Source organism: Marinobacterium weihaiense (assembly GCF_019061305.1).
Classification (GTDB): Bacteria; Pseudomonadota; Gammaproteobacteria; order Pseudomonadales; family Balneatricaceae; genus Marinobacterium; species Marinobacterium weihaiense.
Genome location: NZ_JAHQZT010000022.1, coordinates 26,091 through 42,892, shown reverse-complemented (window position 1 = coordinate 42,892; position 16,802 = coordinate 26,091). Strand labels below are relative to the sequence as shown.

At 57.6% G+C, this 16,802-nt stretch carries 9 protein-coding genes; 3 read left to right on the top strand and 6 right to left on the bottom strand.

Translation table 11 applies throughout. The features are described from left to right. Positions 1–137: 137 nt before the first annotated feature. Positions 138–719 (bottom strand): nucleoside deaminase, encoded by a 582-nt coding sequence (locus KTN04_RS13770; protein WP_217335818.1) that lies wholly within the window; start codon positions 717–719, stop codon positions 138–140. A gap of 291 nt (positions 720–1,010) precedes the next feature. Here KTN04_RS13770 and KTN04_RS13765 point away from each other — a divergent pair, with 291 nt between their 5' ends. Further along, positions 1,011–1,451, top strand: coding sequence for a hypothetical protein (locus KTN04_RS13765; protein WP_217335817.1), 441 nt, complete (start codon positions 1,011–1,013; stop codon positions 1,449–1,451). A gap of 178 nt (positions 1,452–1,629) precedes the next feature. Here the strand turns inward: KTN04_RS13765 and KTN04_RS17300 are convergent, their stop codons facing one another. The 5 genes from KTN04_RS17300 to KTN04_RS13740 form a co-directional block, all read right to left on the bottom strand. Next, positions 1,630–2,244: an HNH endonuclease gene (locus KTN04_RS17300; protein WP_217335816.1), complete on the bottom strand. Its 615-nt coding sequence runs from the start codon at positions 2,242–2,244 to the stop codon at positions 1,630–1,632. A gap of 90 nt (positions 2,245–2,334) precedes the next feature. Beyond that, positions 2,335–2,640, bottom strand: coding sequence for a NadS family protein (gene nadS / locus KTN04_RS13755; RefSeq protein WP_217335815.1), 306 nt, complete (start codon positions 2,638–2,640; stop codon positions 2,335–2,337). An 11-nt stretch (positions 2,641–2,651) separates the two neighbouring features. Beyond that, complete coding sequence (locus tag KTN04_RS13750; RefSeq protein ID WP_217335814.1) at positions 2,652–2,972, bottom strand: type II toxin-antitoxin system RelE/ParE family toxin; 321 nt, start codon at positions 2,970–2,972, stop codon at positions 2,652–2,654. Positions 2,973–3,017: 45 nt separating this feature from the next. Continuing rightward, positions 3,018–8,087, bottom strand: a complete 5,070-nt coding sequence (locus tag KTN04_RS13745; protein ID WP_217335813.1) for an Eco57I restriction-modification methylase domain-containing protein — start codon at positions 8,085–8,087, stop codon at positions 3,018–3,020. A 12-nt stretch (positions 8,088–8,099) separates the two neighbouring features. Beyond that, complete coding sequence (locus KTN04_RS13740; RefSeq protein ID WP_217335812.1) at positions 8,100–10,997, bottom strand: DEAD/DEAH box helicase; 2,898 nt, start codon at positions 10,995–10,997, stop codon at positions 8,100–8,102. Positions 10,998–11,219: 222 nt separating this feature from the next. On the opposite strand from KTN04_RS13740, the gene KTN04_RS13735 reads away from it, so the two are divergent. Next, positions 11,220–14,762, top strand: a complete 3,543-nt coding sequence (locus KTN04_RS13735) for a hypothetical protein (protein ID WP_217335811.1) — start codon at positions 11,220–11,222, stop codon at positions 14,760–14,762. Continuing rightward, on the top strand, positions 14,759–16,798 hold the full coding sequence (locus tag KTN04_RS13730; RefSeq protein ID WP_217335810.1) for a hypothetical protein: 2,040 nt from the start codon (positions 14,759–14,761) through the stop codon (positions 16,796–16,798). The genes KTN04_RS13735 and KTN04_RS13730 overlap by 4 nt, the downstream gene beginning before the upstream one ends. The last annotated feature ends 4 nt before the right edge of the window (positions 16,799–16,802 follow it).

Below are 16,802 nucleotides of genomic sequence, written 5' to 3'. Positions count from 1 at the left end.
TGCTGGATGAATTGCTCAATGGCGTGGTACATGATGTCGCGAGCGACGAACCAAGGATAACGCCTTTGGCTTATATGATCATCCGGGATGCGACATTTAGATACTCCTGTATCCATTTTATTGACCGATCATTTCCCTCACGCCTTGCGTGCAACCGCCGCCACACCCTGCCAGTCTTCCAGCTCCAGCGCCGGTTGCTGCTGGCTAAAACGGGCATACAGCTCAACGCCCCGAGCATCTTCCAGAATATCCACCTGCACACCCTTGCGGCGCAATAGATCCTCGGTGCCGCAGGCACTGGTGACATCGCCCACCACCACGCGGCTGAAACCGCGCATAGACACCAGTGTGGCACAGACCTCACAGGGGCTGAGCGAGGTAAACAGCGTGCAGCGGCTGAAATCCTGACGACCGGCATCGCGAATGGCTGAGGTCTCGCCGTGATTATAGGGGTGGTTTTCCTGCACCAGCGTATTGTGGCCCTTGCCCAGAATCCGGCGACTCTTTTGATCGATAATCACCGCCCCGATCGGGCAACCGCCCTCGTCCAGGCTTTTCTGCGCCAGCAACACGGCAATACGCATGAAATCGGCATCGCTCAGGCGCCGGATAAAGGCATCATCGAGCAGCACCGGCAAACTGGCCGTGGGCATATGGGCGATGGCATTGAGTACCGGGATGGTCACGGGGGTATCAACGGAAAACAGCGAATCACTCATACAAGCCTCCTGTGCAGATCATCATCCTGGCTTGAGCCTACCGGCAAAACCAATGTGGCTCCAGCCACACAACAACCGGCTGATCAGCACAAACACCAGAGTCCAGCGTATAACAGCCACTGCCCTCTACCGTTTCGCAGGTCTCAGTAACGGCTTGTCCGTGGACAGGCACGCCATATCAACAAAAAGGTTATAATCTTATTCTTTTAGGTTGGATCGCCAAAGCAGACATGATAGCGTCTGATCATTAGAGCACACTAATTAAGCGAAGACTGGCAAAGGAGATGCTAGATGTCCGTAGACCCCCGTAACGTTATCCTTGCGCGTATTTCAACCGGCCTGTCCGACATGCTCGGACAAATGGGCGCACACGCCACCATGCGCGACATGGGCACCCACAGCAGTCACGAACTTTGGCCGGACTGGCCTGAGAACCAGAATATTGATGACGCCTGTACCCTGCTGAGCGATGCACTTAGTCGCATAGGCACCTTTGATAGCGTTAATCTGACACCTGCAGGTGAAAACATCCGCATCGACATTAAGGGCTGCGAATTCAATCGGTTGGGCAAGATTGAAGCCAACCCGGTGGGTGAACGCTCCATCTGTTTCTTCGGTTTCGGCCTGATCGAGAAGTCACTGGAGCGTCTGACTGGCCACCATTACCGCGTCGAACTGGTGCACCATAACGCCGAGCAGGATACCTGCGAAGAGATTGCGCGCTTTCGGTAATTGATACCTCGAACACTCCCCCATTGGCGGGCACTTTTGCAAAGAGTGCCCGTTTTTTTATTGCAGCTCCGTGCAGCTGATCCCGTAAAACACCACCGATGCCTAACGATAGGTGGGTTCAAGCGCACGCATCACACCGCGCATTGCCACACACGCACTTGCCCGTTTTCCTGAAACTTTATTCAAACCGCTCCAACCCATCCCAGTTTGATATAACCGGCAGACGCTTGAACGGGTGCTCCAGGCCGACATCAGTCAGGCTATACCCGCCGCGTCCGTAATTGCAGGCGGCGCAGGTTATGGCGATGTTGTCGAGTTCATTGCCGCCGCCTTTCGAGTGGGGCCGCAAATGGTCGTACTGTAACCACATGGCAAAAAAAGCAGCGTGGCGCTCGGCGTTGCGTTTACCCCAGCGCAGCGCATCCGGGTAAGCCTTGCCGATTTTTTCACGAATTTCACGGCGGATCACCGGGATGCCGCAGAAGCGGCAGTGGTAGCCATCGCGCTGAAGCAGTGCCGCTTTCACGGCCGCATTGGGCATACGCGCGGGCTCGCGCTGCTCTTTGGGTAATACCAGCTCAAGCACGGGCGCCAGCCTGACCCAAGGGCTGCTTTTACCGATGATCGACTCAATCCACTGTGCAATCACCGGCATATCGGCCTGGCGGATCAGTACCGCAGCCCTGTACCGATCACCGGCCAGATGTGCATCCACAGCCTGACTCAGCAGTTCGGCGGCCTGCCCTATTTCAGCAATGGGAGGCCGAAAACAGGGTTTCAGTATATTTGTCACCTTGGGTCATCCGCTTCCTTGTTGGATGGCGATGGGTTCGTTCCCAGTACCCGACAGGCCGAACCTGGCATCGGTATTTGACAGCCTGTATTAAGGGCCGGTTTGTTCTAGAATCCGCATGGCTGCTTTAGGGTCGGCTGCAATGAGTTGCAGCAGTTTCCGTGTTGGGCCGGTCGGGTTGCGCCTGCGGGTTTCCCAGCTTTTTACGGTTTCAGCGCTGGCACCGATGATACGGGCAAATTCCTGGCGGTTTTTGCCGGATACTTCACGGATCTTTCGCACATCCGGCGTATCGAAGTGGTGAACGGACTTTTCGTCAGGCGTGCGCTCACCCTTTTCAATGGCGACCATCTCTTCGGCACTGGCGAGGAGATCGGCAAAGAGTTCATCGTTCATAGTGGCCTCCCTTATACAAGCTTGTCGGTGAGTGCTTTAAGCATGGCTTTCTGCGTGTCGGTGAGGGTATCTTGCTCGTTCTTCGCATAGATAACCGCCAGATACAGACGCCCAGTTTTGGGCACAAGGCTGTAGTAAATTACCCGTACACCCCCGCTTTTGCCCATGCCGGGCAATGCCCAGCGCAACTTCCTGAAGCCACCTGTGCCTTCGATACGGCGACCGGCCTCGGGGTTGACGATCAGTGCTTCTTGCATAAGTCGAAAGCACTCATCCGTGAGCAATTCTTTTCTGCGCTTGCTGAATCCGTTCAGCTCAATAAATGTAATCATGGGTACATCCGTGTACTTTGTACATGATAGATTTGTCCGAGTCGTTTAACAACCGGCGTTTTGGTCGGCCAACACCTCCCACACCAGTTGGTAGTCCCGTTCGCGGTCGGGTTTGACGAAGGGGGCGAGGTAGTCCAACGTGCGTTCGATGGGGCCGCCGGGTTGGGTGTGGTCGGTGTAGGTTTTGCTGACCTTGTAGCCGGCGGGGAGGTGTTTGATGTCGTCCCAGCCGAGGGATTTTTTCTCAGCCTGAGCGTTGAGGGCGTCCAGGTTGATGTCGGTTTCAGCCGGACCATCGCAGCGGTGGATGCGGTAGCGGGTGCCGTCTTTGAGGTCGGCGGCTTTGGCTTTGCGCGGCAGGCCGACGCCGACCAGGCCTTTGCTGGGGGTGAAGATGATGCGGCCGGTTTGGTCGTACCAGGTGTCGGCTTCGTATTGGCGCATCACCGGGAACTGGACGCGGTAGATGGTGTTGAGTTCGTCCAGGGTCATGCCCAGGGCTTGGGCCACGAGCACGTCGATTTCGACCAGGGCCATGCGGCGGGCGAAGTCGGTGCGCAGGGCGCAGTGGCGTTGCCAGTGGGGTGTCAGGTTGGCGAAGAAGTCGGCGTCGAGCAGTGGGGCCATTTGGCGCAGGTAGTCGGCGCTGCCGTTGGGGGCCAGGCGCTTGGCGGCGTGCAGCAGTGCCCACTGCTGCTGACGGAAGCTGTCCTGCCAGCAGGATTGCCAGAGGTCGGCGTAGTGGGTGGTCATCGCACTTAGTGCAGCCAAACGAATCCAACACCGTTGACGCTTTTCATTCGAAAATTTCACAAATGTAAAATCGTCTAGCATCTGGTGCAAATTGGCTTTCCCTGTGGACTTACATATAAAGTCGAAAGGTAAAGAAATGACCATAGATGCATGATCTAACAACAGCTTTTTACTTCTATAAACATACGAACGTGCACCATTCATATGTCCAACTCCAGGAGGAATAACGGCTGAAATCAATGTCCTTTCACCTGACTGTGACAGCATCCCTCTACTTGCCAACCGATAATACTCCGTCACTCGCTTCGGCTCGGTACGGCCCTCTTCCACCCAACTGACCTTGGGAGTGCGGGCGCGGTATTCGTCGGCGCTGCAGGCGGGGATGTAGTTGGTGCGCGGCAGGTAGTCGTCCGGCAGGGTTTGCAGGTCGAGGCAGTCGTAGTCGCTATTCAGCTTGCAGGGATCACGCGGCGTCTTGTTGAAAGGGTTGCCGACGAAGAAATGCGGACCGGAAAGTATCCACTGGCCGGCATCTTGCGGGAATTGAGTGGCACGTTTGATGGTGCCATCGCGCTGTGCGTAGGTTTCATCAAACATCACCGTGGAGAAATATTCCCCTTTCAAATCTCCCAAACGGCGGGGCTGGGCGGCAAACTTTTCCAGTACGTTGGTCAACTGGCGGGCATGAAGCGCAGGCAAACGGGCCTGCAGCGACGGGGTTCCCGCTTCATCATAGAGCTGGGCAAAGAGCGCCAGTTCGTGATCATGCACCTGAATCAAACGGTCGTGATGGCCTTTGATGTTCCAACTTACCTTCACCTTGCCATCCACTTCCTGCTCGTCCTTGATACCGGGAACATCGCCACTGCCATCATGTTCGAAACAGGCATCAATAGAGCCGGGCACGAACATATTAGCCAAGTGTGTAAAGCTGACCCTTTCCTGCACAGGGCCATACACATTGACGCTATACATGGTGGCGTGGTGCACCTCGGCAAACAGGCGCAGCTCATTGTGAAACTGAAAATGCGCCCTAAGCCGCGGATACACCTCGGCCCTGAACGCCCCGCCTTTGGGGTCGTCGTAAATCCCTTCCGGATGCAGAAAGCCTGCCACGCCCTTGCTGTTACCGATGCGCCAGGCCTGGGGCAAAAAGCATTTATACAGGTTGGTCTGCACGCCTTTAAGCTGCGGGTAGTTCACCGTCGCATTCAAGAAATTCTGGGTGCCTTCCGCCTGCTGGTATTCGGTGAGCCAGGCCTGCTCCACTTCGGGGTAATCGCTGAACAGCTCGTCGCGCAGGGCGTTGAGCCGGCTGGCGGAGAACTTGCGCAGTACAAACAGCGGGTTGTGGTCGCCCAGCACGCCGCCTTCCTGCCATTCCACCTTGAGCCAGGGCGGGTTGCCCAAAATCAGGTCGAAGCCACCGGGGGTGGATTCATCACGGGCGGCGAAGATGTCGGCGTAAACCAGTTCCCAGTGGAAGAAGCGTTCGCGGTCGGCAATCTCCTGGGCCAGTTGCAGGCGCGGGAAGTGTTGGCAGAGCACCTTGAGGTTGACCACGCCGAACTTGTTTACAAACGCCTTGCCCTCGGCTTCATCGGCGGTTTCGGCAAACAGATCGCGCACTTCGCCGCTGGGGCCTGCGCTGAGGGTATCGCCCAGCAGCAGGTTTTCCAGGTCGAATAGCCATTCTTCGCGGCCGGGCAGATCATCGGCGCGGTCGATGGGCCAGAACCAGAGCGCACACCAGTAGTCCATGGCCAGCTTCAGGCGGCGGAAGGCGCTGGCGTTGTTGAGCTGCTCTGAAAGTAGTTCGCCGCTGAGCGCCTCGTCCTTGAAGCTGAGGCTGGTGGTGCGGCCACGGTCCTGGTGGCCGTATATATCGTAAGGGTCGGTGGTTTTGTCGCGCAGCCGCTTGAGGCTTTCGGTGTGCTGCTGCCAGAGTTCATCGATCTTGCGGCTGAGCAGTTTAAGGCGGTCCAGCTCGGCGGCGCTGAACGGGCTGCAAAACGCCTTGCGCCAGTCACTGATCGCCTTGATCTCAAGCGGGTAACGCTGTTTCACCACCTTGTCGGCGTAGCTGGCCATGTTGCTATCGGGCAGCAGGAAGTGCCAGATCTCGTCGGCTGCGCGTTGGCTCTGCCCGGTCAACCCCAGTGGGCTTGGGCGCGGGGCGCTGTTGAGCCAGCAGCCGTCCTGTTTGGCCTTGAGTTTGAGGCTGGACAGCGGGAAAACATCGCGGCGCGCGCCGATCAGCGAGTTGCCGCAGTTGAGCTGCAGCCCCAGCCAGGGGATGAAGCGGTCTTTCGACAGGGCGTTCAGCCAGATGGAGACTTCCGCCAGCTCCACGGCGATGGGGTTCAGGTCCACGCCGAACACGTTGTTGTCGGCCAGGTACATCTTCACCTGCTGCTTTTCCTGCAGGTATTGGTGCTGGGGGATGCGTTCGTTGCGGGCGCGCTGGGCCAGTTCCAGATACCGGTCGGCGAGCTGGTCGATGGCTTCGTTCAAGAAGGCCGCGCTGCCCATGGCCGGTTCGCAGATGTTCAGTTTGAGGATACGCGCGGCGCGGGCCTGCCAGTCCGGTTCGCCCTGCTCGTTTACCAGGGGGTCGAGCTGTTCGGCGTAGAGTTCCTTGAGGGCGTATTTCACCAGTGAGCGGGTGAGCACCTCGGGGGTGTAGTAGCTGGCGGATTTTTCCCGGTCGCGCCCGGCCAAGCGGTAGATGAAGGTGTCGCGCGGGTACACGCGCAGGCGGCGCAGGCCCTGCTCATCGCGGTCGTAGACGCGCTCCTCGTCGCTGTAATCCTCCAGCTCGTCGGCGGTGACGAAGTAGCCGGTGTCCAGTTCGTTGTGCTTGTCGCCTTCGCGTTTGACTTCGTACAGGTCTTCGGTGGCGAAGAAGCCGCGGTAGCTGAGCAGCGCCTCGTACACGGCACCCAACTGGTTGATGCCGAGCTGGGCGTAGCTGATACGGCCACGACGCCTGCGCCCGCGCCCGCTTTTGCCCTCGCGGGACAGGGACATGAGCTGGATCACACGCTGCAACAGGGCGTTGGGGAAGACCACCGGGTTGAGCATTTTGGTGCGCTCGGGATCGAACAGGTGGCTTTTCAGCGAATGCAGGGTGAAGGCATCGGCTTCGATGGCCTCGAACGCCAGGTCGGTTTGCGCCTCGGGCCGGTAGCCTTCATGGATGAGGCGAAACAGGGTGTTCAGGGTGTCGTGCAGATAACGGCCGTTGCGTTCGCGTTCGCTGGTGAGCGGAACCAGTTCCAGTTCGCGCAGGCTCTCCAGCGAGTAGCCCTTGAGGTAGGTTTCGTTGTCGATGGGGGCGTAGCCCAGCTCCGGGCGGGCCTCGATGTAGAACAGGAACAGCAGGCGGTACATGTAGCGCAGGCATTCCAGCGAGAGCTGCGCCGGGTCCAGTTCGTTCTGGCCGGAGTAGATGCCCTTCTTCTGCTGTTTGGCGCGTTCCACCAGCTGACGGGCGGCTTCGTTGCCGAGCAGTTCAATGGATTCGCGCAGGGCGTATTTCAGGTCTTCGGAGACGCCATAGGCGTGCTTGTGGGCGTTTTCGTCCAGGGTATCGAGCAGCGCCTGGCCCTGATCGGCCAGCAGGCTGGTGCGGTGCAGCAGCACGGCCACGGCCTTGAGGGTGTCGGTTTCGCGGCGGCTGAACAGTTCCAGCCAGTCAAAACGCAGCAGACGGCCCTGGGCAAACTTGGCACGGTCGAGCAGCAGCCACTGGCGGGCGCTGCACAGCAGTACCCAGCGCGGCGGGGTGCGCTGGCTGAACACGCCGGTGGCGATCAGTTCCTGCCAGTCGCGCCCTTTCAGCGCCTTGGCCACGGGAGTGGACGCAAGACTGTCGAGCTGGCGCGGCTGCACCGGCTGGGTGAGCGGGTCGGCATCGGGGTCGCCTTCGGGCAGGGCTTCCAGAATCCACAGCAGCGGCCGGCCCTGGCTGTCGGTGAGTTCGGCCAGCAGCGGCAGTTCAAGATCGGTGCCGCCTTCGGTCAGCGGCAGGCGCTGGGGCTTGGCCTCAAAGCCGAACAGCGCCAGCAGTTGCTTGAGCCAGGGGCGCTGCAGGGCAAGCTGGTCGTGCGGGGTTTTCTCGCGCTCCAGTTCCTTGAAGGTATTAAGGGCATCACGGGCGATACGGTTCAGGGCGTTGTGCGGGGCCAGTTGATGCAGCGGCAGGCCGGAAGAATCGCCCTGCTCGCGCCGGGCCTCGCGGGCGGCGTCTTCCTCGCCCTGCCAGCGATCAAGCCGCTCGGTGATGTCGCTGCGGAAAATCTCGCTGAGGTAGTGCTCGGAGTAGAATTCGTTTTCGTTGGAGATGCCAAACCACGCCATGTGTAGTGCTCCTTATTGCTGCTGCCCGGTCAGAACGGCGACGATCTGGATGTAGGGGTCGGTTTCGGTGTGCTGGGTTTCGGCCAGCCAGTGCTGGTATTCGGTGAATACCTTTTCGATCTGGTGCATGCGGTCCTGCTTCATGCGCTGCTTGAAGGCTTCGGGCTGGTCGGAGCGCTCCAGTTGCAGTTCCAGCTGGCTGACGTGCTTGTTGCGCAGGGCTTCCAGTTTGGCCAGGTGTTCGTTCAGGCGCTGGTGGCGTTCGCGTTCGATGCCGTCGCGGCGCTGTTTGAGTTCCTGACGCACGCTGGCGACCACCGGCTTGAGCAACTGTTGCAGGCGGCGGGTGTCCTGTGCAAGCGCGGGGTTGGCGATGGGGGTGCCGTTGAGCTTGAGCTGCTGCAGCAGTTCCATGGCGTCCTGCACGATGCCGACCCGGTTGCTGCGCACCTGCACGGCGAGGGTGGCCTGAATCAGTGCCTGGCCGCGCTTGTTGGGGAAGCCGCCCTGGACGATGAACCAGTGCTCGTCGCGGCCCAGTTTGTCACCCATGCGCACCACCGGCGCGGTGTGACGACCAAAGGCATCCTGCACCCGGCTTTGCAGCCACTCCATCACCGGGTGCAGCGGCCAGAGATATTGCACGGCGCTGAAGGCGGTGTCGTCCCCGTCGCGGCGGCGCTTGATCGCCTGCTGCACGCGCTGCTTGTCGGTGCTGAGGATGAAGCGCTGATCCTCCGGCTGAATTTCACGGGGCAGGAATTTGATCCGCTGTTGCAGATCGACCGGGGCGGTCAAGTCGAGCTGCTGTTTGGCCTCATCCACGCTGAAGGTGACACCGCCCTGCTGCTCGCTGAGCCAGTTCAGCGCCTCGCGGGCGTAGGCCAGATCGGTCGGATACAGGCGCGGGGTTGGCGCGATGGCATCGGGCAGTTCGGCCAGGGTGGTCACCTGCTGGTGCGGCAGGAATTGATCCAGTGCGGTTTCGGCCTGTTCGGCGGTATCGCCAAAGAGATCATCGAACAGGTCGCTCAGATCATCCGCATCCGGCTCGGCTTCGCGGCGGGTTTCCATTACTTCGGTGACTTTGGCCTCTTCCGCCTCTTGGCTGAACAGGCCCATGAATTCGGACGGGTCGCCGATGTTGCGCCCGGCCTGTTCGTCTTTTTGTACCAGCACCTCAAGGATGCGCTGATCACCGCGCACCTTGGCGTCGGTGGATTCGGTCATCAGGTAACGGATCTGCGGCTGGCGCGTTTGGCCGTAGCGGTCGATACGGCCGTTGCGCTGCTGAAACACCATCAGCGACCAGGGAATGTCGTAATGCACCATGCGGTGGCTGAGGTGGTGCAGGTTGATCCCTTCCGAGGCCACATCGGAACAGAGCAGCAGGCGGATTTTGCTCTCGCGGCGGTTGAACTGGTCGACGATGTCGGCCAGATCGGTATCGCGCATGGTGCCCTTGAGGATCGCCAGTTCGCCCTTCTTCAGTTTGAGATCCTGCTGCAACTGGTGCTCCAGGAAATCGAGGGTTTGCAGGCTTTCGGTGAAGATCACCAGGCGGTCGTCTTCGGCTTTTTTCCAGCCCAGCGCCGCGTCGCCCTTGTTCTTGAGCATATCCAGCAGCAGGCGGTATTTGGAATTCTGCTCCGGGGTGATCGCCCGCAGCGCCAGCGCCAGCCCTTCCAGCTGGCTGATGTCGGCGGCGATCTCGTCGGTGATGTCCGTTTTCTGCTGCAGCCGCTTGAGGCGGTTTTCCACCGTGCTCATGCAGGCGGCCGGGCTGGAGAACAGCGCCTTTTCCAGCGTGGTGCGGAACAGGCCGGAGCCGGTCTGACGGCCCGAATCCAGCGAATGGAAATCGGCTTCGGCCAGGTGGCGGTACGCCTGCTCTTCGGCGGCACTGGCGACAGTTTTTTCCAGTTTGATCTCGCGCTGCGGAAAGGCGGTGGCCAACTGCTGCGCCACATCCTGCTTGAAGCGGCGAATCACCAGCCCCTTGTCGCGGAAGTCTTCGTGGGCGTAATCACCGGGGTTGGCGATGGCGGTGGGGTCGAGCATGTTCATCAGGCTGGCAAAACTTTCCGGCTTGCCATCGTGCGGCGTGGCCGAGAGCATCACCAGGGTATCGGAACGGGTCGACAGCAGTTCGGCCAACTGGTGACGCTGGGAGTTGTTGGAGCGGCGCGCCACGTTGTGGGCCTCATCGATGATGATGATGTCCCAGTAGGCCTGCTCCAGATAATGGCGGTATTCCAGCGTCTGCTTGAGCGTATCGATGGAGATGATCGCCCGATCAAAATAGTGGAAAGGGTTGTGGTTGGTGGGGATCTGGTTGCGCACCCGCTGCAGGCCCACGGAATCCAGCCGCACCAGCGGGATGGTAAAGCGCTGCCAGAACTCCTGCTGAAACTGGCCCAGCATGGATTTGGTGGCCAGCACCAGAATGCGCTTGCCGCGCCCGCGGCGGATCAGTTCGCTGGTGAGAATGCCCGCTTCCAGCGTTTTACCCAGGCCCACGGAATCGGCAATCAGAATACGCTGCCGCGGTTGCTGCAATGCCTGACGCACGGGATCGAGCTGGAACGGTAATACATCCATGGCGGCTTCATGGCCCAGGTACACCCGCTCATCGGTGGGCGGCGTCTGCCGCAGCGCGGTGCCGATATAGAGTTGGGCGGCACGGTAGCCGCTGGAGAGATCGTCCACCAGCTCGGTGCTGACCGGATCAAGAATACGGGCGTTCTGTTCCAGCTTGCTCAGAAACAGGGATTCGCGCCCACGCACCAGCTCGGACAGGCCAATGCAGTGCAGCCGAAAGCCGCCATCACTGGCACGATCCACCCGCTGAATACGCCATTCGGCATCACGGATTTCCACTCGCATTCCGGGAATAAACTGGGCAGACATGACACGCGCTTCCTGTATTCGGGGAGTGACAGCAGGGTGTCGGGTGAGGCGTGTAGCACAGCCCTTGCGATCCCTGCGGGCCTGAATTTTCGCCGGGGGATTCTAACACTTCGGCTGGGGGTTGGGGCGGGTATTTTTTAACGGCAAACGACAGGATGTGACGGTTGGAAAGTGTATGAAACCTTCTACGCTTGATATGTCCCACACCTCAAGAGGCTCGCCATGCATCCTTTTGCCTGTTTTGACTTTACCCAAAAACCACCACTGTCACCCTTGGATGAACTGCTGCAGATTGAGTTGGCCGAAGCGTTGGAGAATAAAACGCATACAGGCTGCTTCGTTCCCCTGCCCGCACAAACAGGAATCGGCAAAACCCACAGTGCCGCGGCGCTGATGCTTGAGCGCATGCTGGCGCGAATCGAAGCCGAATTGACCGGTGAGGAACTGCCAGGACCAGTCAGTTACATGACCAGCACTGTGGATAATGTTCAATCCGCTTTTCGCTTGTTACAGCAGCTGATCTCAACACAAACCCTGGATGACAAGCCAAGATTTACCAATGATCAACAGGCTTATCTGCTGAGCAGGATTATTTATTTGCCGGCCCAATCCGAGCAGATGCTGACGATGCAGCATGATGACGTCGAAATCCTGCTTGATGCTTTCGACCTATGGCAGTTACCGCAATTGACCAAGGACTGGAAAAGCCTGCAGAACCTGAGCAGCCATCTGGATGAACATCCCCGCCTGAAAGCCGAGATGCGTGAGGAACTGCACAGCCGTGCGGGCCAGCTATTTCATCGTATCGTGGATGGTATTCAGCGCCAGAACCGACAACATGAGGTGTGTTTAAACCATCGCCAACAACAGGCTGTTGACAGGCTCTTGCCCGGCGACAAGGTGAGGCGTCAATGTGCCGATGCACTGTTTATGACCACTCACAAGTTTTTTAATGGTTACCAAAGTGCATGCCACCGTATTTACCCTTTGCGCAAACTGGCCGGGCAGCTCCTGATCATTGATGAAATCGACCGGCAGAACGAGGTCATGCTGGATCTGATGTGTCAGCAGCAAGTGCGTGACCTGATCAACGTCACTCGCACACTGAGCACCAACCTTTCCCGTCACCGCATTGAGGATTCGCCCCGTTATACCGATGTGGAAGCGCTGTTTGAGCCATTGATTCAGCAACTCGAAGCCTTCGAGACCCATTGGCAGACCGCCTTTTCCTTCAACGTGTCCGGTGACAGCCTCGGAGACAAACCGGTGCGCCTTTTTTCCGATCGGACACTGACGCATGTAAACAGCCATACCCACCGTCTGTTTCTTGAGTCCGACAACGTCAAACGCAAAAACCTGATTGTCAGCCATGACCGTGAACTCGCCACCGAAGATGGTGCCCATCTTGACCGCCTGACCCGCTTTGTAAACGAGGCCGACTGGATTTATCGCGGTTTTCTGACCTGCATGCGCAAGGCTGTATGGCTAATTCTACGCAACACCACACATCAGGCTCCCGGCATCGATGGTGCCTTTCAGGAAGCGGTGCTGTCACTACTGGCGCAGCTCAATCTGTCCCAGTTTGCCGAAGATGTATTTGCATCCTTTGACAGCCAGATTCCTACCCGCGGGAGCAAACCTGACCAGCAGTTACGGATGGCACAGCGCAGTTATCATGACAGCGGTCTTAAAATGATCGATATCGCCCGCGCCCCAGGGGTGACCGATAGTGTAGGTTGCCATTTTCATGGTTTGACCGTGTCGCCTACCGGTTTGCTCGCACGGATGGTGGGTGCGGGTGCTGCCATTCTGGGGATCAGTGCTACGGCGGCATCGGAGACAGTGATTGGCAACTTTGATCAGCAGTACCTGCGTACCCGTTTGGGGCAAGGCTACCGCCAGCTGACGCCCAAGGAACAAACGCGTATTCATGACTACTATAGAAGCCGCCGTAACTACACCGCAGCCGGTGTTGAAGTGAATGTTCAATCATTACGCCACTCCCAGGCCTGCATTCAAAAAATTCTTGGCTCCAGCTCGCCAAGGCCGGGGGCCATTCTGATGGGCTTGCTTGGCAAGGAAGACTTCAAGGACAACCAGGCCAACCTGATGCTTGAACGTTTTTCAAAGGTCATTCAGGCCGTTGAGTATTTTGCCACCAGCAAGCATGGGCGCTATATGTTGGTCATGCTGCCGGCAACACTGAAAAAACAGCAAAGTAGTGGTTTTATCGAGCAACTGCAGTGTCATCTTGCTCCCTTGTCGACACGGCCGATCAGAATATTTGCCGGCATGGATGCGCAATCGATGCGTGAAGGACACTTCACGGCGCTACAGGACCATTTGTCATCCACCACCGACAAGGTGGTTGTCTTTTCCACCTATGCATCCATGGGCGAAGGCAAAAATCCCGATTACCCCGTTGGGGTTCAAGCGGATCTTGAGAACTTGGTGTGGGTGGGTGAAGGGCCGGCACCCGCACAGGCCACAACCGATATCGACACACTGTATTTGGCACAACCCACTCACCTGCTAATGGATGACGCCGAAGAACCCTATCGCCGTCGCCTGAAACTGCTGCACCAGGTATTGAGCCTGCAGGAGTCCGGCTGGATCGCACATGAAGAGGCCCGCTCATGGTCCTTTCAAATCCTGCAAGGCCAGGAGCAGATGCGTAATCTTGGTCGCTATTATCGTACCGGTGATGCGGACCGCGCCATCCGCCGCATCATCGAACAGGCCGTTGGGCGCACCGCACGTACCGCGTTCAAGCGACCGCAGATTGATCTGCTGCTCGATCAGGCGCTGGTAACAAAACTGGCGGATGACCACCGTAGTCACCACACCCTATCCCACGAATATAGGGCGCTACGTGACTACTGCCGCGCGGCGCTGAATAGCACGCCTGAGCTGACACCCGATACCCGACAGGCGTATAACCGCGCGCGGCTATTCACGCTGGATACCCTGGCACTGATACGCGAGTTGCTCAACGGTGTACGTGAGGGTCGCCGTGACGCCATTCATAACTGGGAAGCCCTGCGGCATCAGCTATTACGTCACCCGACACTGCCGGAACCGGATACCCGCTGCCCCAAGTTATATTTGTATTCACCTGAATTGCCCTATGCCTACCAAGGCTCACTGGAAGTGGACGGACCGACGCAGGCATCGAATCCGGCGGATATCAAACTGTTTGATCAGGTTGAAAAGCCGCGCTGGGTGGGTGAAGAGCAGAGTCGATTGGCCTTGCTGATGCGCAACCCGGTTGCACGGGCCCACTTTGAACAACAGGGGTTTGCACGCCAATGGCTGCAGGCGTCTTATGTGATGACGCCGGGGGCATTCAGCAATATTTATCTTGGCGCCCTTGGCGAAGAATGTGTCAGGGCGCTACTGACCGATGCGGGGTTTACTATTACCCCTATGCCGGAAAATTTGTATGAAGTGTTCGACTTTATCGCAACATCGCCAAACGGGGTACGCCTTGCCATTGATGCCAAACACTGGCAACACAGCGGCGATGCAAGTTGGCACAGGGTAAAAGCCACCAAGCTTGAGCACCATAGCGATATCCGCCATGTCGTCTACATTAACGCTATTGCGCTGGACAGCCCGATGCAGACGCTCGATCACGACCTGAAACCGGCACCGCCCTCGGAGGCCGAGGTGCTCTGCCTGCCGGGCCTGATCGATACCGAAACCGGCGCTTCGATTAGCCAACATCTGCACCAGCTGATCACATGGACAGGAGAGATTGCATGACTCTGATTCATACCAGCCTCATCGATTCAATGGATTACAAGGCTGATGCCTTTGACGAACGTTTTGATCTTGTTGCCATCCAGTATCCGGGACTTGATAAGCAGGCGCTTGCGACACTTGTTTCGGCTGTCTACAGAGCCGCCGGTGGCAACATGCTCGCTCTGGCGCAGTACGGGAAGGAGAAATGTTATGTCCTGATGTTCAAGAAAGGCCAAACGGTTGAGTTTGATTTATCTGATGTCGGGGTCAGACAGATCCAATCCGTTGATACCTTGCCCCAATGGCTGGTCAGTATTTTGCTGGTACGAGCCCTACCACACCTGCAACCGAGTGCAACTCACGACTGGTTTGAGGCCAACGGTTTTTATTACTGCGTAGAAACCAAACACTACAAAAATCGTCTGGGTAAGGAACTGATCTGTGTGGAGGTCGAACCATCCTGGGCAACCGGTACCCCTTGGCAACATATTGCACTCAAAACAGCCAGTTTTACCCCCGCCCACTGGCATCTGGATGCCGACGGTCAACCTTACCCAAGGGCGAGATTCAAACCCCGCTTTGCATTTGATCTGTTGAGCCAAAACGTTGGGCGCAAGCACGATGGCGAGTACTTCAAATTGCCCCGTTACAGCGACAGGCGCAACCGGTCAAAAGCACTGCATATCGATCAAAACAACCCAGAGGCTTTTTATGAATCGCGCGCGGGTGTATTGGCACTGTGTCTGGAAACCTTTACTCAGGTATACAGCGGGCTTGCCACTCTGCAACTTAAAACGCTGGATGTAGAGCAGGTCCGTATCGCGGAGAAAGATGCGAATCAGCAGTACGCCGGGCTACACGCGTTGATTGCAGAGACGCCACTCAACATCGTCGATCTTGCCGTTGACCCATCCGCTTCACATCGCCTGCAAACCCTGCTGAAAACACTGGGCCATACCGCGGTGATCGGAGCACAAGTAAAACCGGGGCAGTACAACCTTGTGCTTGCTGAAAGCGCTGATTATTACAAAGAAAACGGGCTGACTGATCCTTACCCCGAGCTTTATCAATCACATGCCAATGAGCTACTGCAGTTTTGTGATGCCGGTCGCCTCATGAAAGCCAGCAAGAAACAGGCGCCTAAAATCTGCGAAGTGCTGCTGAAGGAGCTGTTGATCAAGCGGGAAGTCAAGGAGCGCTGCCTGCTCGCTCCCTATCCTGACATACCGGAAGCACTCGTGTTCATTTATCCGGTCAAGCCGGACGTACCTAAACTCAAGTGGGACGCGCCCTGGCCCTGGGCCTGCGCTGAAGTCAGTCACAAGCGTCTTGATCTGTTTTACGCCACTGAAGACTTGGTAGAAGAGATCATGCTGGCACTGGATGACACCCAGATCAAAACACTTTGCACGGGGTATCAGCGGCCGCATTTTATTTTTAATCGGAACACCAAGACCGTCCTGCTGATTCATGATACCGGCGCCGTCACACTCCCCAACCATGAGAGCCTGCATCAGCAGATGCAGCTTTTACTGCAAAAGACCGGGCAGGCCATTCCTGTAGAGCTGCTCAAGCGCTACCTGAATCAGGCCGAGGAGGTCAGCCAAACGTTCAGTAAACAGTTGAATCAGGCCATACAAAACGCCATCAACAGTGAAGTTGAGCCCGGCACACTGAAAGCAATTGGTTACAAGAAAAATGAGCACAAGGTCTTCCACGACTGGCTCAATGAGCATGGCTACCCTTTGCGGGGGTCTTATGCAGCAAAAGGAGGGGTTTTGGAAGGCATGACCAGTATCTGGTTCAGCCATGCGCACAAGCTGTACTTCTGCGGCTTGAAAGGCGCCCCTCAGAAAAAAATGATGAATTTTGGCCGCATATACCGTTTGCAGCACGATGAGGACGGCTTACCGGAATGGTATCTAAAGTCGCTGGAGGTGTTACATGTACGCCACCGTAATCCGACTGTTTACCCCTATGTATTCAAGCACCTGCGCGAGTTTGTCGAGCATGGAAATAAAACATCCAGCGACAGTGCCTCTGCTGGTGAGGGGTGACCGA

Coding starts and splice junctions, on each gene's coding strand:
- KTN04_RS13770 (WP_217335818.1), bottom strand. CDS start 719: ATGAGTGATTCGCTGTTTTCCGTTGATACCCCCGTGACCATCCCGGTA.
- KTN04_RS13765 (WP_217335817.1), top strand. CDS start 1,011: ATGTCCGTAGACCCCCGTAACGTTATCCTTGCGCGTATTTCAACCGGC.
- nadS (WP_217335815.1), bottom strand. CDS start 2,640: ATGAACGATGAACTCTTTGCCGATCTCCTCGCCAGTGCCGAAGAGATG.
- KTN04_RS13750 (WP_217335814.1), bottom strand. CDS start 2,972: ATGATTACATTTATTGAGCTGAACGGATTCAGCAAGCGCAGAAAAGAA.
- KTN04_RS13745 (WP_217335813.1), bottom strand. CDS start 8,087: ATGGCGTGGTTTGGCATCTCCAACGAAAACGAATTCTACTCCGAGCAC.
- KTN04_RS13740 (WP_217335812.1), bottom strand. CDS start 10,997: ATGTCTGCCCAGTTTATTCCCGGAATGCGAGTGGAAATCCGTGATGCC.
- KTN04_RS13735 (WP_217335811.1), top strand. CDS start 11,220: ATGCATCCTTTTGCCTGTTTTGACTTTACCCAAAAACCACCACTGTCA.
- KTN04_RS13730 (WP_217335810.1), top strand. CDS start 14,759: ATGACTCTGATTCATACCAGCCTCATCGATTCAATGGATTACAAGGCT.